The organism is Nonomuraea sp. NPDC052116, from assembly GCF_040680035.1.
GTDB classification, from domain to species: Bacteria; Actinomycetota; Actinomycetes; order Streptosporangiales; family Streptosporangiaceae; genus Nonomuraea; species Nonomuraea angiospora_A.
In genome coordinates this window covers 191,620-210,007 of record NZ_JBFAWA010000008.1, presented here as the reverse complement: position 1 = coordinate 210,007, position 18,388 = coordinate 191,620, and the positions used below count along the sequence as shown (strand labels likewise).

The following is an 18,388-nucleotide window of genomic DNA, read 5'->3' as shown; positions in this document are numbered from 1 at the left end:
ACGCCTGGCGGGAGCGGACGCGCCCCCGCCAGGCGCTTCGCCGTACGTGCAGTCCGCCGGCCGTGTGCCCACGAATAGGGGGCGACACTTCACGGCAGGGGGCACGATGACACACGACGGCACCACGACACGTGGGCGGCGGGAGCGGCCGGTGCCGCCCGGCCCGCTCCAGGACTTCGCCCAAGGATTGCGCGACCTCCGGGGGGCGGCGGGCAATCCGAGTTACCGGGCGATGGAGCGCAAAGCGGGTTACTCGGCCTCCGCGCTGTCCGCGGCGGCGGCGGGCGACCGGCTGCCGAGCCTGGCGGTCACGCAGGCGTACGTCGGCGCGTGCGGCGGCGATCAGGACGAATGGACCCGGACCTGGCACACGATCAGAGCGAGGCTGGACACCACGACGTCGCCGCCGCCGCCGGCCCGTCCGCGCCGCCGCTCGGCGCTGCTCTGGCTGGCCCTGGTGGCGCTCGGGCTGATCGCCCTGGTCACGGCCGGCACTCTCCCCAAGAACCTCATGGCGGCGACCGGGCCCGACCTCGCCTTCACGGCGGTCGCCGCCCCCAGCTGCCCGCGCGACGACATCCGCGGCACACCGGGCACGAGCTGCGGGAGCACCTTCCAATGGCGGTTCACCACCGGACTGCGCGGCCGGCACCAGTGCTTCGTGGACGTCTCCGTGGGCGACCCATCCCTCCCTGCCCGGCAGGTCCGGTACACGGTCAAGGACGGCTTCGGCGACGACGCTCGCACCGTCGCCGAATTCACCCTCGACCAGCACAACCACCAGGGCACCTGGGTCCCCGTCGTCACCTCGGACGGCCTGGTCATGGTGGAGATCGCGGACCCGGCAGGCGCGCAGTCCACCGCGGCCGGCCCGGTCCGCCTCTCGTGCCGGTGAGCCTGACGAATAATTCGGTGCGTCGCGGTAATCCAGGGGCGTCCGGAGGGACTACTGGGTGTGGATGATCCCGAGGAACGATTCACAGACCTCTACGACCGGCACTACCGCAGCGTCCTGGGCTACGCCCTGCTGCGGGCCGAGCGCGACCTGGCCGAGGACGTCTCCAGCGAGACGTTCCTGGTGGCGTGGCGGCGGCTCGACGACCTGCCGGAGCCGCCGCTGCCGTGGCTGCTCGGGGTGGCGCGCAACCTGCTGGCCAAGCAGCGCGACTCGCGCCACCGCCGGCAGGCCCTGGTCGACCGGATCGTGGCCCTGACCACCCCGCGCGACCAGGTGGCCTGGGACGTGGCCGAGCACGTCATCGACAGGGAGACCGCGCTGGCCGCGCTGTCGGCCCTGCCGGAGCACGACGTGGAGGCCATGATCTTCGCCACCTGGTACGGCCTGCCGCCCGAGCAGGCGGCCTCCGTCGTGGGCTGCTCGGTCCGTACGTACAACGTCCGGCTCCACCGCGCGCGCAAGCGCCTCACCCTGGCCCTCCGCCTGGGCGGCGCGAGCCCGGCCCGCAGCCTCGACTCCTGACCACACCCTTGGAGGACCCCTCATGACCGACCGAATCTTCGCCGAGCTCAAGCCCGACGGGCTGGACGAGCTGGCCGAGGACGGCTACCGGCGGCGCCGCTCGGACGACCTGGCCCGCGCCTTCGCCACGCCGCGCGTCAGGCGGCGCTCGCGGTGGCCGCTCCTGATGGTGGCGAGCGCGGCGGCGGCCGGGCTCGCGGCCGCCACCGTGGTCGTCGCCTCCGGCGAGACCCCGGCCCCCAAGACGCCAAGCCCGGCGGTCGCGGCCAAGCCGCTGACCGCCCGCTCCTTCCTCCTCGCGGCGGCTTCGACGGCGATGCGCGAGCCGGCCGAGTCCGGCCGCTACTGGTACCTCCGGGAGCGCACGTTCGCGAAGGTGCACAACGTGCCGGGCGACTACGAGGCCAAGCTCAATGCCCTGCTCAAGGCGCAGAAGGACAAGGAGGCGGGGCTCAAGGGCGCCCCGGAGCGGCTGGCCGCCGCGAAGAAGGAGTTCGACCGGAAGGTCGTGGAGCTGAAGACCAACGGGGTCGCCGAGCTGCCGTACACGGCCTTCTCCGCCGACACCCGTGAGACCTGGCGGCCGATGAAGGCGGGCGAGACCGGCCGCAGCGTGAGCAACCAGGACGTCGAGGTCACCTTCGGATCCCCGCAGGACGAGGCCGACTGGCGGGCGGCCGGCTCCCCCGAGCTGGCCGAGAAGAAGCCCAAGACCTACGACGACGCCACCGAGCGGATCCTGTCGATCGACAACCCGAGCCTGAACCTGCGCAACCTCGATGACCTGCCCACCGGCGAGGACGCGTTGCGCCGCCGCCTGGACGACCTCTGGAAGCGCAGCCCGAACAGCGCGGACATCGGCAAGGCCGGCTACCTCTGGCAGACCGCCGTGGACCTGATGACGGCGCCGCTCAAGCCGGGCACCCGCTCGGCCCTGTTCCGCGTGCTGGCCGACCAGCCGTCCGTGACGCTGGAGGGCAAGACCTCGGACGCGCTGGGGCGTACCGGGGTCGCCCTCTCGACTCCGACGGCGCGCGAGCTCACGGTGCGGCTGGTCGTGGACGAGCAGTCGGCGGAGCTGCTGCAGTACGAGCTGTCCGAGAAGGGCAAGCTCCTGCTGCGGGTGGCGCTGGAGGACATGGGCTGGTCCGACGAGCTCGGCAGGCGCCCGGCCGGCTGAGGCCCCGGCCGGACGCCTGTCGCTGCCCTGGGGGCTCAGCGGCGCCAGATCACCGCGGAGGGGGTGCCGGCGTCGACGGTGACGTCACCGTTCCAGGTGAGGAAGGACGGCTGCGGCAGGTAGTCCTGCCCCAGGAAGAAGCCGCGCTTGATGCCGGTGACGTGCACGACGGCGCCGTTGTCGGTGCCGACCACGACGCGGTTGGCGGTGATCTCCTGGATGTCGTCGGCCGTCGTGCCGGGCGGCAGCTCCACCGTGGTCGCGGCCGGGTCGTCCCGCTGGATGGACCAGGTCGGCTCCACGTGGTTCGACAGGTAGACGGTCGCGCCGCTCTTGAGGCGTACGCCGAGCGAGACGCCGACCCAGGACGAGCCGGTGTTGGCCCGGTCGGTCGTCTTCTTGAGCACCGCGTACAGGTAGTTGCGCTGGTCGCTGACCTCCGGCGTGGCGGGCGTCGTGCCGGAGGCGGCCTCGATCTTGCCCTCCCGGATCATCTCCTTGGACATGATCTGGTAGGTCCAGGAGTTGGTGTCCATCATGTACTCGCGGGCCTCGGCGGCCGGCCGGGTCTGCAGCGCCGACAGGAAGAACCGCATCGGGTCGGTGACCTTGTCGCACATGTTGTTGTTGTTCGTGCAGGTCTCCAGCTGGGCGTGGTCGCCCTCGTACGTGCCCGCGAACTGCAGCGTCTGGTGGTTGGCGGCCTGGTAGGTGTCGCTGCCCGCGACCCGGTTGCCGCGCTCGTCGACCTCCACCGCGTAGACCCACTCGATGTCGGTGGTCCGGCCCCAGCGCGCCATCAGCGCGGGCGTGTTGGTCCCGCCGTCTTCGTTGCTCCACACGACCGAGTACGTGAGCTTCGTCCGGCCCGGCGCCGACCCGGGGCCGACCTCGTGCCAGGCGATGAGCGGGGTGTCGGTCGTCGCGTTCTGGTACGGGGTGCCGAGCTCGGAGAGGTTGCGGCCGTAGACGATCGGGGCGTAGCGCAGCGCCAGGTACTCGGCGCTGCCCGGCGCGTACGTCGTCACCTTCACCCGGTCGAGCAGGACGGACGTGCTCACCGCGGCGGATCGGTCACCGGCGAAGCGCAGCCGCAGCACGTGCGGCCCCTGCCGCACCGAGCCCAGCGCGAGCTGCCGGGGCAGCCGCTGGTCTCCGGAGACGACGAGGTCGGTGGCGTAGCGGTTGTCGACGTAAACCGACACGACGGCCGACTCGCCGCCCTTCACGGCCCAGTCCGTGCCGGGCGCGGCGGCGTTCAGGTCGACGACCGCCTCGCCGGCCCGCTTCACGAGGAAGGGGACCCGTACGTCGGAGTGGTCGCGGCGAACCTGGATCGGGCGGCCTTGATCGGCCTGCGCCACGGCGGGAGCGGCGAGCGTGGCCGCCGTGGCGAAGGCCGCGGCCGCGGCGGTGAGCAATTGGACGACTCGCATCAGAGTTTCCTCCGTGGGGGATTGCACCGCGAACCCGCGGTCAAAGAGATTGTCAGACCTGTCGGCCAACGCCGAGAGAGCAATCGCTGAAAATCAGGACAACGCCCCAGATCTCCGGCATATCCGGCCCCGAGGGGGACGTCTACGAACGCGAAGGCGGCTCCGGGCAGGGCTGACCGGACGAAAATCCAGCACGAAACTCGTGCTCCCGCACAATCCGGCCCACCACCCAGGCCGGGTACGGTGCGCCCATGGACACCCATGACCTCGTGCTGAGCGGCGCCCGGGTCCTCGATCCGGAGACCGGTCTCGACACCGTCGCCCACGTAGGTGTGACCGGCGGCGTGATCTCGGCCGTCTCGACGCGGCCGCTGTCCGGCCGCGAGCACCTCGACGTCTCCGGGCTGGCGATCGCGCCCGGCTGGATCGACCTGCACAGTCACTCCCACACCGTCGCCGGGCACCGGCTGCAGGCGCTCGACGGCGTCACCACCGTGCTCGACCTGGAGGCGGGGATCAGCCCCGTGGCGGAGGCGTACGACACGGCCGCGGCGGAAGGGCGCCCGCTCAACTACGGCTTCTCCGCCTCCTGGGGCATGGCCAGGATGGCCGCGGTCGGCGGGATGCCGCACGGCGGAGGGCTGGCCGCCGCGCTCGGCGCCATCGGCAGCCCGGCCTGGCAGGCGGAGGCGAGCCGGGCGCAGCTCCAGGCGCTGCTCGGGCTGATCGAGGCCGACCTCGCCGACGGGGCCCTCGGGATCGGCCTGCTGATCGGGTACGCGCCCAGGGTGGACCCCCAGGAGTACGTCGCGGTCGCCGGGCTCGCCGCCAAGGCGGGCACGCCCACCTACACCCACGCCCGCGACCTGGTCGAGCAGACGCCTGACCTGCCGATCGACGGCGCCGAGGAGATCGTCATGGCGGCCGTCGAAACGGGCGCCCACATGCACTACTGCCACGTCAACAGCACGTCGCTGCGCCAACTCGACCGGGTGCTGGCGCTGGTGGAGCGGGTGCGGGCCGAGGGCGCGCGGGTGACCACCGAGGCGTACCCCTACGGCGCGGGGATGACCGGCATCGGCGCCGCCTTCCTCGCTCCCGAGGCGCTGCCCGCCTCCGGCATCGGGCCTGAGTCCATCGTCTACGTCCCCACGGGAGAGCGGGTCGCCGACGCCGACATGCTCCGCCGGCTGCGTGCCGCCGACCCGGGCGGGCTCGCGGTCGTCCACTTCTTCGACGAGGACGACCCCGCCGACCTGGCCTTCGTCGACCGGGCGCTGCTCAGCCCCGGCACCGTCGTGGGCTCCGACGCCATGCCGCTGACCTGGGTGGGCGGGCCGCCCGAGCCGCTGGCCTGGCCGCTGCCGCCGTCCGCCGTCACGCATCCCCGCACCGCGGGGACCTTCTCGCGCGTGCTGCGCCGCCACGTCAGGGAGACGGGCCGCCTCACGCTGCTGGAGGCGGTGGCCCGCTGCAGCCTGCTGCCTGCCCGGGTGCTGGAGGACGCCGTGCCCGCCATGCGGCGCAAGGGCAGGATCCAGCCGGGCTGCGACGCCGACCTGATCGTCTTCGACCCGGAGACGGTCGGTGACCGGGCCACCTACGCCCGCAGCACCACGCCCTCGGCCGGTTACGCGCACGTGCTGGTCGGCGGCCGGTTCGTGGTGCGGTCGGGAGAGCTCCTCCTCGACGCGCTGCCCGGCCGTCCCATCAGGCGCTGAGCCCTCGGCCGGCCTCCCCCGGCAGCAGGCGGAGTTCGAGCGCGGTCGCCGGGCAGGACGGCAAGGTGCGAATGAATTCTGACTAAACAAATAATGGTCCAACAGTGAACAGACGATTCCCGGCGTCGTTTTAATAACCGATTGACTCGGGTTATCTTCTCGACCGAAACCCCTATAAGGTTGGCCCCGGCGCGCGGGCGGACGCGGCAGTCCGCGGCGATATATGAGGTCGAGGGGACACTGGTGGGCGACGATACTCTCCGTGAAGAACAGGCGATAAGCCGGGCCACCGACCACCTGGTTCAGGTTTACGCGGGCACTCACTCAACGGAGCACGTCAGGGCCGTTATGGAGGCCGCCCGTAAGCGTTTCGACGGCTTTCCCATCAGGGATTTCGTGCCCATTCTGGTGGAACGCATCGCGCACGGAGAGTTGGCGGCGGAGGCGCGGGCCGACGAGGTCGCGGACATTGAAGTTCCGGAGACGGCCGACGATGTCCCCGATTCACCGGAAATTCACTCGCCGGAAAACGATCGGCCATCCCCGCAGCCGCCCTCCCTCATTCGCAGTAAGGGATTTCTTTCACTCGTCGCGGCGGTCGTCGTCGTGGCCGCCGCCGTCGTCGTGGTGGTGAACGTCAGCCAGGACGACCCCCCACCCCCTCCCCCGCTCACGATCGTGCGCGGCGTGATCGGCTCCGAGAAGAAGGCGTTCTTCGAGGATCCGCGCGTGCAGCAGGCCCTCGCCGGCCAGGGCCTGAAGGTCGAGGTCGAGTCGGCGGGCTCGCGCCAGATCGCCACCTCGATCAACCTCGATCGGTACGACTTCGCGTTCCCGTCGAGCGCGCCCGCGGGCGAGTCGATCCAGCGCACGCGTCACGTCAGCACGAAATACACGCCGTTCTCCTCGCCGATGGCGATCGCGACGTTCCAGCCGATCGTGGACGTGCTGACCAAGGCGGGCGTGGTGAAGAAGGGGCCCGTCCCGACCTTCAGCGTCGACCGCTACCTCGGGCTCGTCACATCGGGCACGAAGTGGGCCCAGCTCTCGCGCAACTCCGCCTATCCCGTCGACAAGAACGTCCTGGTCTCCACGACGGACCCGCGCACGTCGAACTCCGCGGCCATGTACCTGGCGACGGCCAGCTATGTCGCGAACGGCAACGCGGTCGTGCACGGCGCCACCGCCGAGAAGAGCGTGCTGCCCCTGATGACCCAGCTCTTCACCAGCCAGGGCTACACCGACAACACCTCCGAGGGCCCGTTCAACGAATACCTGACGGTGGGCATGGGCCCGACCCCGATGGTCTGGATCTACGAGGCGCAGTACGTGGACGCCGCCGCGCGGGGCCGGCTCAAGCCCGGGATGGTGCTGATGTACCCGTCGCCGACCGTGCTGTCCCAGCACACGCTGGTGCCGCTCACCCCGACGGGCGACCGGATCGGACGCCTGCTGAGCACCGACCCGGAGCTGCAGGGGCTCGCCGCCGAGCACGGGCTCCGCTCGGGCGACGCCACCCGGTTCGCCAAGGTCGCCGCCGATCACAACGTGCCCGTCCCGAAGGACCTCATCGACGTGGTCGACATCCCTTCGTACGACACGCTTGAGCACCTGCTCGACGGCGTCGCCAAGTCGTACGGCTAGAGCCTCAGCGCTCGCGCGGGGCGTCGTTCAGGATGTCGAACGCCTGGCGGGCCAGGCCCCGCGCCGACTCCAGCGTGCGCTCCTCCTCGGGCAGCGCGTGGAAGGCAAGGACGGTGGCGCGCAGCGCGGCCACGCAGGCGCGGGCGAGCACGGAGGCGCGCAGTGACAGCGCCCGCTCGTCCTGCCCGCCGCCCGAGTCGCCCAGCCGGTCGTGCAGGGCGGCCGTCAGGCCGTCCTCCAGCTCCAGCAGCACCGGCTGCGCGGTCCTGGCCGGGTGGGAGAACACCTGGCCGGGCAGGCCGCTGAACAGCAGGGCCACCCCGGTGCCGCGCACAGCGGCGAGGTGGAACAGCGCGTTGCGGACGGCGAGGTAAGGCCCCTCCTCCGCAGGCCTGCCCCGCACCAGCCGCGCGAACTCGGGGAACAGCTCGAGGATCTCCCCCAGGATCAGGTCTTCCTTGGACGGGAAGTAGCGGAAGAAGGTCCGCTCGGTCACTCCGACGGCGTCGGCGATGTCGCGCACCGTGGTCTCGGCGTATCCCCGCTCCTCGAACATGCGTGTCGCGGCCTCCTGCAAGGCCTGCCTCGTCGCCCTCTTGTGCAGCTCGCGCCGTCCGGCAGTGACCATGACCGCATTGTGCCACGCCTCCGGAAACCTAACCCTCGAGAAAGTGTCATGACTGACAGATTCTCATCTAAAGTGTCAGCCATGACACTTTTACGGAAGAGCGCCCTCCTCCTCTCAGGAGCGCTGACCCTGTTCGCCACAGGGGTGACCGCGACCAGCACGCGGGCCGCGACCGACGACCGCCCCAACGTCGTCATGATCCTGGCCGACGACCTGGACGACCGGACCACGCCGTACTGGGACGCCATGCCCAAGACCAAGGCGCTGTTACAGCAGACCGGCCTGACGTTCACGAACTCCTTCGTCACCACGCCGATCTGCTGCGCCGCCCGCGCCTCGATCCTGACCGGCAAGTACGGCCACAACAGCCACGTCCTGACGAACTTCGGGGAGTTCGGCGGGTTCGCGGCGTTCGAGGCCAACGGCAACGAGAACAGGACGTTCGTCAAATACCTGCACGACGCCGGCTACCGCACCGGCATGGCCGGCAAGTACCTCAACGGCCTCGAGGACTCCCCCGAGCACATCCCGCCCGGCTGGGACGACTGGAACGCCGGCGTCACCCAGACGCTCTACACCGGCTACAACTACACCCTCAACGAGAACGGCACGATGGTGCAGTACGGCGACCAGCCGTCGGACTACCAGGTGGACGTCGTCGCGGCCAAGTCCAACGCCTTCATCAAGGAGTCCTCGGCCGGCGGCAAGCCCTTCTTCTGGTACGCCGCCTCCACCGCGCCGCACCTGCCCATGCCGCCCCCGCCCAGGTACGCGGACAGGCGCTTCGGCCCCACGCCCCACCTGGCCAACTTCCAGGAGAAGGACGTCAGCGACAAGCCCACCTGGCTGAAGCAGAGCAAGACTGTCCGCTCAGCGCTCGTCGCCGCCACCAACGACCGCGACTACCACAACCGCATGGGCACCCTGCTCGCGCTGGACGACATGGTGGCCGGCATCGTCAAGACGTTGAAGGAGACCGGCGAGTACGACAACACGTACCTGATCTTCGCCAGCGACAACGGCTACAACCTGGGCGCCCACCGGCTGGTCCAGAAGATGGCGCCGTACGAGGAGTCCACCCGGGTGCCGCTGGTTGTCTCCGGCCCCCACGTCAAGCGCGGCGCCACCACCGCGATGACCACCTCCATCGACTACGGGCCCACCATCCTCGACCTGGCCGGGGTGCCGATCCCCGGCGACGTGGACGGGGCCTCGCTCGTCCCGCTGTTCGGCGGCCGCACCCCCGGCGGCTGGCGCACCGACTTCTTCGGCCAGTACGCCGGAGACGGCGTCACCGACCGGGACGGGATCTTCCAGGAGTACACGCCGGGCGACACCAAGGAGGTCTACCTGATCGACGTACCGTCCTGGAGTTCGCTCCGCACCGAGCGCTACGTCTACACCCGATGGTACGACTTGGAACGTTCCGCGGCCAAGCGTGAATACGAGCTCTACGACCTGGCCACGGACCCGTACGAGCTGCACAACCTGCTGGCCACGGCGAAAGGCCGCGAGCGGCACGCCGGCCTCGTGGCCCGCCTGAACAAGCGCATGGCCGAACTGAGCTCCTGCCAGGGCGCCACCTGCCGCACCTCCGACTGACCTCACGCCTCCGCTTCACCTTCCCCCGGGAGATGAAGCGGAGCTGTGTCACCGTACGCAGCCGGTCCGGTGGGCCGACTCCGCGCGGAAGCCGAGGGCACATGAGGTCTCCCTTGTCGGTGGCAGACGCCCTGCTCACACCCCACGATCAACAACAGAGCGGGTGCGGTGTCGCGTCGGCACACCGCTCACGACCGGAGGCCGTTGAGCGCGATCTCGGTGAACCGCCGCCAGTCACCGGCGGTGTGCCGGATGACGGCCGCCAGCCCGCACACGATCATGTTGACGTCCGCCGCCGTCACGTCCGCCCGGACCGTGCCGCCGGCTCGCGCCGCATCGATCAGCTCCCCGACGACGGCGTGGAGCTTCGCGCGCGGCTCTCCTTGCGGCTCGGTCGAGCCCATGGCCTGCTCGATCACCTCCGACATGCCGCGATCGCCCGCCAGCACCTCGCCGACGTGCCCCAGGAACCGGGCCAGCGCCTGGGACGGGTCGCCCTCGGCCAGGCATCGCTCCCGCGCGAAGGCGACCATCTCGGCGGAGCGGTGCGCGGCGACGGCCTCGATCAGGGCCTCACGTGTCGGGAACTTGCGGTAGAGGGTGCCGACGCCGACCCCGGCCACGCGGGCGACCTCCGACATCTGCACGTCATAGCCGTGCTCCGCGAACAGCGCGCGAGCCGCCTCGAGGACGCGGTCACGGTTGCGCTCGGCGTCGGTACGCGGCTTGCGGCGGGTCGGCGGAGTTGACATGCCTGGCGATCCTCTGTCTAGACTCAATTACGGAATCAGGATTCCGCATTCCATTATGCCACGTCCGAAAGGGCCGCCATCATGTCGAAGGATCGTTTCATCCTGCTCAAGCCCGGTGAGGTGCGGCCGAGCCGGGTCCCCATGCCGCCCGTGTTCGGTCTCAAGGCCAGGACGGAGGACACCGAGGGCAGGCTCTCCCTCCTGGAGGTGACCCTGGCCCGCGACATCCCCCGGCACGTCCATCACGTGGCCGACGAATGCGTCTACGTGCTGGACGGCGTGCTGGAGGTCGAGTTCGACGACCGGGTCGAGCACGTGGCGACGGGCGGGTTCGTGCTGTTGCCGCACGGCGTCCCGCACGCCCTGCGCAGGGGATCCACCCCGCCTCCGCGGGTGATCCAGATCTCCACGCCGGGCGGATGGGAGTGCTACCTCGAGGACGCCGCCGAGGCCGGACCGGACGCCACCACCACTGACGGACGGTTCGACGCCAAGAAGCTCAACCTCATCGCCGCCAAGCACCAGATCACCTACGAAGAGCGGTGACCCGAGCCGGCCCCTCCACCTCCCGGCCCATCCCACCCATCCGAAACCAAGCCCCCCCGGCCGACCCGCGCGGCGATCACGTCGAGGGTCGTGGCCGGCTCGGGGGTACGGCGCCCGGCAGCAACCGGTCCAGGGCGGTGAGCCGGGCTCAGGCCTTGACGACCTCCACCCGGTAGCGGCCGTCGCCGTCGCGGTGGGCGCCGTGGATCTCGGTGGCCAGGTCGGGGAAGGCCCGATCGAAGTCCTCCAGAGCCCGCAAATACGTCATCAGCGGACCGTCGGCCGGGCCGGTCGCCTCGCCGGGCATCAGCATGGGGATGCCGGGCGGGGTGACCACCACCGTGGCCGCGGCGACCCGGCCCGGCAGGTCGGCCAGCCGGACGCGTTCGGTGCGGGCCCGGATCATGGCCTGGTAGCAGTCGGCGGGGGTGGACACCGGCTCGGGCAGGGTGGTGAAGACCTGGTCGAGCAGCTTCCCGAGCTCGGAGTCGCGCAGCTTCTCGTGGACCAGGGTGCAGAACTTCTGCAGCGAGACCGCGGGTGGCCCGAAGCCGGGCAGCACCTCCGCCAGGGGCAGGTCGTCGTCGTAGGCGTTCTTGAAGTCGGTGAGCGCGTCGATCAGCGTGCCCCATTTGCCCTTGGTGATCCCCATGGAGAACAGCACCAGCAGCGTGTGATCGCCGGTCTTCTCCACCACGATGCCGCGCCGCTGCAGGTAGGCGGCCACGATGCGGGCCGGGATGCCCCAGTCGAGCGTGCCGGTGACGGCGTCGGCCCCCGGGCAGGTGATCGTCACCTTGACCGGGTCGAGCAGCCCGTAGCCCTCGGACATCCCGTCGAACCCGTGCCACGCCGCCCCCGCCTCCAGAGTCCAGCACCGGGGCTCGGCGCACAGCAGCGCCGGGTCGGCCTCGGCGAACGAGACGCTCTGCCCGGTGCGCGGGTCGGTGACCGTACGGGGCTGCCAGACGCCGAAGAACCAGTCGGGCCGCCGGCCGTCCTCGCGGATGCGCGCGGCCAGCCGCACCATCGCCTGCCGGAACCGGACCGCCTCGACGATCGCCTCCCCGGTGAGGAACGGCCCCGACGGGCCGTCCATCATCGCCGCCGCGACGTCCAGCGAGGCGATCATCGGGTAGAGCGGCGAGGTGGAGGCGTGCATGAGGTACGTCTCGTTGAAGGCGTCGTAGTCGACCGGCGCCCGCTCCGCGGGACGGACGTGCAGCATCGCCGCCTGCGACAGCGCGGCCAGCAGCTTGTGCGTCGACTGGGTGGCGAACACGGTGGGGCGGCCGGGGCCGGGCAGCGTGCGCTCGTCGATCGCCATGCCGTACCGGCCGGCGTAGAGCGGGTTGAACCGGGCGTAGGCGAACCACGCCTCGTCGAAGTGCAGCCGCGGCACGCCGGCGCCCAGCAGCTCGCCGACCCGCACCGCGTCGTAGCACACCCCGTCGTACGTGGAGTTGGTGATCACCGCGTACGCCGGCGCTCCGGTGGCCAGGGGGTGAGCGGCCACCCGCGCACGGACCGCGTCCGCCTCCAGCGCGGCGGGCGGGATCGGGCCCGCCAGCCCGAGCCCGTTGCGCTCGGGCACGAGGTAGACCGGGCGGGCCCCGCTGATGGCCAGCGCGTGCTGGACCGACTTGTGACAGTTGCGATCGACCAGGACGGTGTCGTCGCGGGCGATCGCGTGGTGACCGACGATGCGGTTGGCGGTGGAGTTTCCGTTGACCACGAAGAACGTGCGGTCGGCGCCGAAGATGCGGGCGGCGTTGCGCTCGGCCTCGCCGATCGGGCCGGTGTGGTCGAGCGGCGACCCCAGCTCGGTGACGGAGATGGACAGATCGGTGCGCAGCAGCCGCTCCCCGTAGAAGTCGAAGAACGCCCGCCCCACCGGCGACTTGAGGAACGCCACGCCGCCGGCGTGCGCCGGGGTGTGCCAGGAGTAGCGATGGTGATCCTCGAGGCGCCGCAGCGCGCCGAAGAACGGCGGCAGGATGTTCTCGGCGTACTGCTCGGCCGCGTAGGCGATGCGCCCGGCGATGAAGCGCGGGGTGTCCTCCAGCGGGAAGACGTAGCCCTGGATGACCTCGTACACCCACAGCGGAAGCTCCTGCTCCTGCGCCATCAGGAAGACGGGCAGGCCGCGGAACCGCCTGGAGACCGCGCGGAGCAGCTCCTCGGCGCCCGGCGCCTCCCACGCCACCAGCACCGCCGACAGCGACGCGTCGGACCCGACCACCGCCAGGGCGTCCTCGGCCCGGTGGGTCCAGCGCACCTGGAACCCGAGCTCGTCCATCGCCGCGCACACGCGGCGCAGCTGCTCGGCGAGTGCCGAGTCGGCGTCGGGACGTTCGGTGACGGCGGCCAGAACCGTTCGCTCCATGCGGCACTCCGTGGTCAGGGGAAGGGGTGGGAAGCTCCTGCGAGGCCCCACGCAATAGTAACCCTTCGGAGTCATACGGCAACTTCGCGTAGCGGTCGCGACAGGTGACCGTCACGTACGTGAGAGTAAAGTGCAGCCCGTGACTGGACGATGGCAGATGATGGTCGCCCTGAGCTTGTGCGTGGCACTTTTCTCCGCGAACTGGACCGCACTGTACGTGGCTCAGCAGTCGATCTCCAGAGACCTTGACCTCACCTCGGCCGCCGGCGTATGGCTGATCTACCTCTATCCCGCCGCCCTGTTAGGGGTGTTGATCCCCGTGAAGGGCCGGCTCAGCGTGCTCCTCCTGGGGCTCGGCGCGTTCGGACTGACCTCGGCGGTGGCCGCGCTCGCCCCGGACGGCGCCGTACTGATCGGCGGCCGGGCCGGGCAGGGGCTGGCGGCCGCGATCGTGCTGCGGGCGGGCTTCGAGCTCGCCCGGGAGCACTTCCGCGGCACCGAGTGGGGGCCGGCGCTGGTGCTCCCAGTGGCGCTCGCCGTCCCGGCCCTGATCGCGGGGCCCGTGATCGGCGGCGTCATCACCGATTACCTTTCCTTCCGGTGGGTCTTCCTGATCAATGTGCCGCTGACCGTCGTGGCCTTGGTGCTGGTCGCGCTCTTCACGCCCCGCAGGGCCCCGCACCCGCACCCGCACCCGGGAGCCTGACCGGCGCCCTCGACCTCGATGAGCGCCTTGCGCGGCCCGCACGCGCACGCGCGCTCCCGACCAGCTTCGATATCGACTTCCCTATCGAAGCGCGGGCGTTGCCAATATTGGACACCGCATGATCGACTCTGGTCTGCTGGGGCGCATGTCGTTCGAGCAGTCCAGTCTGTCCCGCCGTACCCTGCTGGTGGCCTCGGCCGTCCTGCCGCTGGCAGGAGGCGCGGCCGAGGCGTCGGCCGCCGTGTCGGCCGGGCGTGCGAAGGACTACTACGACCGCGCGGCCGGGCTGGCCGGCGACGACCCGGTCCTGCGGCAACTCGTCAAGGCGCTCTCTCCCGGCGCCGTGATCCCGGAGGTGAAGGCCCCCAAGCCGCTGCGGATCTTCGACAACGTCGCCGTGGTGAGCACCGGCCTGGTCTCGGTCACGGCGCTCCTCACGTCCGGGGGCGTCATCCTCATCGACGCGCTGGGGTCGCCGGACGACGCCAAGAAGATCATCGTTCCGGAGCTGCGTTCGCTGGGGGTGGACCCCTCGACGATCAGGTACGTGGTGGCCGCCCACGGCCACAGCGACCACTTCGGCGGCGCCCGGTACCTCGCCGACCGGTACGGGGCCCGCGTCATGATGGCCCCGGCCGACTGGAAGCTCGTCGCCGCCGACCGTCCGGCCAACGCCCCCAAGCGAGACCTGGACATCGCCGACGGTCAGCGGCTGACCCTCGGCGACACCACGGTCACCTTCCACCACACGCCCGGGCACACGCCGGGCACCGTCTCGTCGATCTTCCCGGTGCGGTGGAAGGGACAGCGGCACACCGCGATGTTGTGGGGTGGCACCAACCCGCCCACCGCCACCAAGGACAAGCGGACCTATCTCGCTTCCGTGCTCGCCTTCGCCGCCCGGATGCGGCAGGCGGGCGTGGACGTCGAGCTGAACAACCACGGACTCTGCGACAACGGCCTGGCGCGCATGGAGGAGCTGCGCGGCGGGTCCTCCGGGGCCGCGAACCCGTTCGTCATCGGCGCTCCCCGGGCACAGCGCTTCATGAAGGTCATGGAGACCATGCTGCGCGGCCGGATCGCCTCCGACCGGGAGGCGAGCACCGGCACCCGCGCGGTCAATTCCTGACCGTTGCTGAGGGCGCGTGGCCGGCGACCGAGACGCTGAGCTGCGCCGAGGAGGTCAGCACCGTGCCCACCGGCGCCCCGGCCCGCGCGGCGTCGGTGACGACGCTGCGCTCGCCCAGGTAGAGGTACGTCCCGCGGTCGAAGATGTACTCCTGCCGCTGTCCGAGCACGGGATCGACCCTGGCCGCGGCGATGCCCGAACGCCCGGCGGCGTCCACGGCGTGCTCGACGGTGACGACGCCGGGGATGGCCGCCGCCGCGCGGAACAGGGCGGCGCGCTGGGGCGCGGGCAGGTACGCCTCCGTGAGCAGGCCGCGGACCCGGTTCCAGGCCTCGGTGTCGTCCTGCCGGGTGTTGCCGAGCTGGGTGTAGAGGTGCTCGTACATCTTGTGCGGGTCGGTGGGCAGGCGGCTCACGTACGCGTAGTCGTTGCGCAGGAACTCGGCGCGGTCGTCGAAATCGGCGAGCTTGGAAGGCCCGCCGCCAGGGCCGACGTTCTCGCGGGCCTCGGGCGGGATCGGCCAGCCGGGCCACGGCTTGGGCTCCAGCACCTCCTCGTCGATGAACCCGCCCGTCGCGTCGCCCGCCACGGGCAGCCAGACCTTGCGCACGGCGCGGGACAGGTAGCGCATGGGGCGCCCGTCGCGGTCCTGCCCTTCGGCGGGGTCCATGGTCCGCGACTCGTAGACGAGAAACTGGCCGGGCTCGGGGTGGAGCTCGGGCGTCTTGATCACGTTCTGCGCGGCCCGGGTGAGGACCTCGGACGCCACCGCGGGCATCGTGCGGATGACCACGGGCGGGTTGCCCCGGTGGGTCGTGACGACCATGAATCCGGCCGCCAGCGCGGCGGCCAGGCCGGTCGCCAGGCCGAGCCGCCGCAGGAGGGAGGGCGAGCGACGCGCGTCCAGGCCGAGCCGGCGCGGACGGGAAGGCGAGCGACGCGCGTCCAGGCCGAAGCGGCGCAGGCCGGAGGTGGTGCGGCGCGTGTCCTGGGCGATGGCGGCCAGCAGCCGGTCCTCGTGGGCACGCAGGCGGTCCGGGTCGGGCTGGGGGACCTCCGAGCGGAACCGCTCGACCCCGGTCATCTCATTCACAGACGGACTCCTCGCTGACGGTGGCCGAAGGGTTGATCCCGCCGAACTCGGCCCGGAGCCGGCCCCGGGCCCGGTTGATGCGCGACTGCACGGTCCCCAGGCGTACGCCCAGCGCCTCGGCGGCCTCCGCGTAGCTGAGCCCGCCCCAGGCGACCAGCAGCAACGCGTCACGGTGGCCCTTGGGCAGCGCCGCCAGCGCGCCCGCCAGCCGCCGCCGGGAAGCCTCGGCGCTCAGCCGCTCGTCGCTGCGCTCGGCGAACGACGCCGTGACGGGATCGGCACCGGTGCGTTCCACGACGCGCAACTGCCGGACCTCGGTCCGGACGTGGCGGCGCATCAGGTTGGTGGCGATGCCGTACAGCCAGGGCCGCGCGCTCGGGCGGGACAGGTCGTAGCCGTCGCGCTGCCGGAACGCCGCCAGGAACGTCTCGGCCACCACGTCGTCGGCGGCGTCCTCGCCCAGCCTGCGCGTGACGTAGCGGGTGATGTCCGCGGCGTGCCGGCGGAACACCTCGGCGAACACCTCGGGGTCGCGCCGGGACCGTTCGATGCAGGCGGCGTCATCCACCTCGGCCCGGTTCGTCCCGCTCATTCTGTGGCCTCACGGCTCTGAAGTAGCACGCCTGTTGTTGCCGAGCGGGCGGCTGTCTGTTCCCCGGCGGGCTTGTCACCGGAAATTCCGCCAATATTGGCCCATAGTCGCATTTCGGTCCTTACCATAATCGCCGCGGCGATCACCGGTGAGAGTCTCCGGTGCCGATGCCGCAGGGAGTTTCACGTGCGAAAGATCGCGGCCACCACGCTCGCCATCATCACCCCCCTCGCCGGAGCGAGCGCCGCTCCGGCAGCCGCCGAGGCCACGCCCGACCGGTCCCAGGTCGTCGTCATCGGCCACCGCGGCGCGGCGGGCCACCGCCCCGAGCACACGCAGGGCGGCTACGAGCTCGCCGTGGCCATGGGCGCCGACTGGATCGAGCCCGACCTGGTGCCGACCAAGGACCACGTGCTGGTCGTCCGGCACGAGAACGAGATCTCCGGCACCACCGACGTGTCGCTCCACCCCGAGTTCGCCACGCGCAAGACCACCAAGGTCGTCGACGGGCGCAACGTGACCGGGTGGTTCACCGAGGACTTCACGCTGGCCGAGCTGAAGACGCTGCGCGCGGTCGAGCGGCTGCCCGCGATCCGCCAGCGCAACACCGTCTACGACGGTTACTACCAGGTGCTCACCTTCCAGGAGGTGCTCGACCTGGCCAAGCGGCTCTCCCGCCAGTACGGCAGGCAGGTCGGCGTCTTCCCCGAGACCAAGCACCCGACGTACTTCAGGTCGATCGGGCTGCCGCTGGAGGAGCCGCTGATCGAGACCGTCAAGCGCAACGGCCTCAACCGGCCGGGCGGCCCGGTGGTGGTGCAGTCGTTCGAGCCGTCCAGCCTCAAGCGGGTGGCCAAGGACCTGCGCGTGCCGCTGTGGCAGGCGCTGGGCACGACCGGCCGGCCGTACGACCTGACCGCGGCCGGAGACCCGACGACCTACGCGGACATGATGAAGCCCGAGGGACTGGCGAAGATCGCGCAGTACGCGCAGTGGATCGGGCCGGACAAGTCCTCGGCGATCCCGCTCAACCCGGACGGCAGCTCGGGCACCCCGACGACGCTGGTCTCCGACGCGCACAAGGCGGGGCTGAAGATCGGCGTGTACACCTTCCGCAGCGAGAACCAGTACCTGCCGCTGCAGCTGCGCCGCGGCCAGGTCGCGACCGACCACGGTGACGCGCTGTCGGAGTACCGCGCGCACCTGGACCTGGGCGTGGACGCGTTCGTCACCGACTACCCGGACGCCGCCGTCCTGGCGCGGGGCGAGCGGGGCAAGCCGCACAAGCAGGTGCAGCCCCAGCAGCAGTTCGACAACGGGCTGCCGGAAGAGGGCCAGCAGTAGGCAGTTGACCGGGGCCGCCTCCGCACGGAGGCGGCCTTACGCCGCTACCGGTGGCACCGCCCCGCGTGATTCCCGGGCCGGCGGGCACGCGGGCGGCCGCATCGGCATTAGGGTCTACTACCAGGTCACAGGCCGCGACAACTGGAGCG

Annotated in this window: 16 protein-coding genes; 10 read left to right on the top strand and 6 right to left on the bottom strand. The window is 71.1% G+C overall.

The window, feature by feature from the left end:
• The first annotated feature begins 106 nt into the window (after positions 1–106).
• Genes AB0L65_RS17630 through AB0L65_RS17620 form a run of 3 tightly spaced genes read left to right on the top strand, consistent with a single transcriptional unit; the run spans position 107 to position 2,660 of the window.
• Positions 107–895 carry a helix-turn-helix domain-containing protein gene (locus AB0L65_RS17630; protein ID WP_364246247.1) on the top strand — a complete coding sequence of 263 codons (789 nt, stop codon included), beginning with the start codon at positions 107–109 and terminating at the stop codon, positions 893–895.
• A 60-nt stretch (positions 896–955) separates the two neighbouring features.
• Positions 956–1,480, top strand: coding sequence for a sigma-70 family RNA polymerase sigma factor (locus AB0L65_RS17625; protein WP_350731760.1), 525 nt, complete (start codon positions 956–958; stop codon positions 1,478–1,480).
• Between the two features lie 22 nt (positions 1,481–1,502).
• The gene (locus AB0L65_RS17620; RefSeq protein ID WP_364246244.1) at positions 1,503–2,660 is read left to right on the top strand and encodes a CU044_5270 family protein; all 1,158 of its coding nucleotides are present in this window, start codon (positions 1,503–1,505) and stop codon (positions 2,658–2,660) included.
• 35 nt (positions 2,661–2,695) lie between these two features.
• Here AB0L65_RS17620 and AB0L65_RS17615 read toward each other — a convergent pair whose 3' ends face one another.
• The gene (locus tag AB0L65_RS17615) at positions 2,696–4,096 is read right to left on the bottom strand and encodes a hypothetical protein (protein ID WP_364246242.1); all 1,401 of its coding nucleotides are present in this window, start codon (positions 4,094–4,096) and stop codon (positions 2,696–2,698) included.
• A gap of 251 nt (positions 4,097–4,347) precedes the next feature.
• On the opposite strand from AB0L65_RS17615, the gene AB0L65_RS17610 reads away from it, so the two are divergent.
• Entirely contained in the window at positions 4,348–5,817 is a 1,470-nt protein-coding gene (locus AB0L65_RS17610; RefSeq protein ID WP_364246239.1) for an amidohydrolase family protein, read from the top strand.
• A 243-nt stretch (positions 5,818–6,060) separates the two neighbouring features.
• The gene (locus AB0L65_RS17605) at positions 6,061–7,461 is read left to right on the top strand and encodes a three-helix bundle dimerization domain-containing protein (protein WP_364246236.1); all 1,401 of its coding nucleotides are present in this window, start codon (positions 6,061–6,063) and stop codon (positions 7,459–7,461) included.
• A 4-nt stretch (positions 7,462–7,465) separates the two neighbouring features.
• Here the strand turns inward: AB0L65_RS17605 and AB0L65_RS17600 are convergent, their stop codons facing one another.
• Positions 7,466–8,089 carry a TetR family transcriptional regulator gene (locus tag AB0L65_RS17600; protein WP_364246233.1) on the bottom strand — a complete coding sequence of 208 codons (624 nt, stop codon included), beginning with the start codon at positions 8,087–8,089 and terminating at the stop codon, positions 7,466–7,468.
• Between the two features lie 81 nt (positions 8,090–8,170).
• On the opposite strand from AB0L65_RS17600, the gene AB0L65_RS17595 reads away from it, so the two are divergent.
• On the top strand, positions 8,171–9,691 hold the full coding sequence (locus AB0L65_RS17595) for a sulfatase (protein WP_364246231.1): 1,521 nt from the start codon (positions 8,171–8,173) through the stop codon (positions 9,689–9,691).
• A gap of 188 nt (positions 9,692–9,879) precedes the next feature.
• On the opposite strand, the gene AB0L65_RS17590 is transcribed toward AB0L65_RS17595, so the two are convergent.
• Positions 9,880–10,443, bottom strand: a complete 564-nt coding sequence (locus tag AB0L65_RS17590) for a helix-turn-helix domain-containing protein (RefSeq protein ID WP_364246229.1) — start codon at positions 10,441–10,443, stop codon at positions 9,880–9,882.
• Between the two features lie 81 nt (positions 10,444–10,524).
• On the opposite strand from AB0L65_RS17590, the gene AB0L65_RS17585 reads away from it, so the two are divergent.
• A complete protein-coding gene (locus AB0L65_RS17585) occupies positions 10,525–10,989 on the top strand; it encodes a cupin domain-containing protein (protein WP_364246226.1) in 465 nt (154 codons plus the stop codon).
• A 148-nt stretch (positions 10,990–11,137) separates the two neighbouring features.
• Here AB0L65_RS17585 and AB0L65_RS17580 read toward each other — a convergent pair whose 3' ends face one another.
• A complete protein-coding gene (locus AB0L65_RS17580; RefSeq protein WP_364246224.1) occupies positions 11,138–13,375 on the bottom strand; it encodes an Orn/Lys/Arg decarboxylase N-terminal domain-containing protein in 2,238 nt (745 codons plus the stop codon).
• Between the two features lie 139 nt (positions 13,376–13,514).
• Here AB0L65_RS17580 and AB0L65_RS17575 point away from each other — a divergent pair, with 139 nt between their 5' ends.
• A complete protein-coding gene (locus AB0L65_RS17575; RefSeq protein WP_364246221.1) occupies positions 13,515–14,081 on the top strand; it encodes an MFS transporter in 567 nt (188 codons plus the stop codon).
• Positions 14,082–14,199: 118 nt separating this feature from the next.
• The gene (locus tag AB0L65_RS17570; protein ID WP_364246219.1) at positions 14,200–15,210 is read left to right on the top strand and encodes an MBL fold metallo-hydrolase; all 1,011 of its coding nucleotides are present in this window, start codon (positions 14,200–14,202) and stop codon (positions 15,208–15,210) included.
• Here the strand turns inward: AB0L65_RS17570 and AB0L65_RS17565 are convergent.
• Positions 15,200–16,294, bottom strand: a complete 1,095-nt coding sequence (locus AB0L65_RS17565; RefSeq protein ID WP_364246654.1) for a CU044_5270 family protein — start codon at positions 16,292–16,294, stop codon at positions 15,200–15,202. The genes AB0L65_RS17570 and AB0L65_RS17565 overlap by 11 nt on opposite strands.
• Before the next feature lies 1 nt (position 16,295).
• Positions 16,296–16,895, bottom strand: a complete 600-nt coding sequence (locus AB0L65_RS17560) for an RNA polymerase sigma factor (RefSeq protein WP_364246217.1) — start codon at positions 16,893–16,895, stop codon at positions 16,296–16,298.
• 186 nt (positions 16,896–17,081) lie between these two features.
• Between AB0L65_RS17560 and AB0L65_RS17555 the strand changes: the two genes are divergently transcribed.
• Positions 17,082–18,239 carry a glycerophosphodiester phosphodiesterase gene (locus AB0L65_RS17555; protein ID WP_363983260.1) on the top strand — a complete coding sequence of 386 codons (1,158 nt, stop codon included), beginning with the start codon at positions 17,082–17,084 and terminating at the stop codon, positions 18,237–18,239.
• The last annotated feature ends 149 nt before the right edge of the window (positions 18,240–18,388 follow it).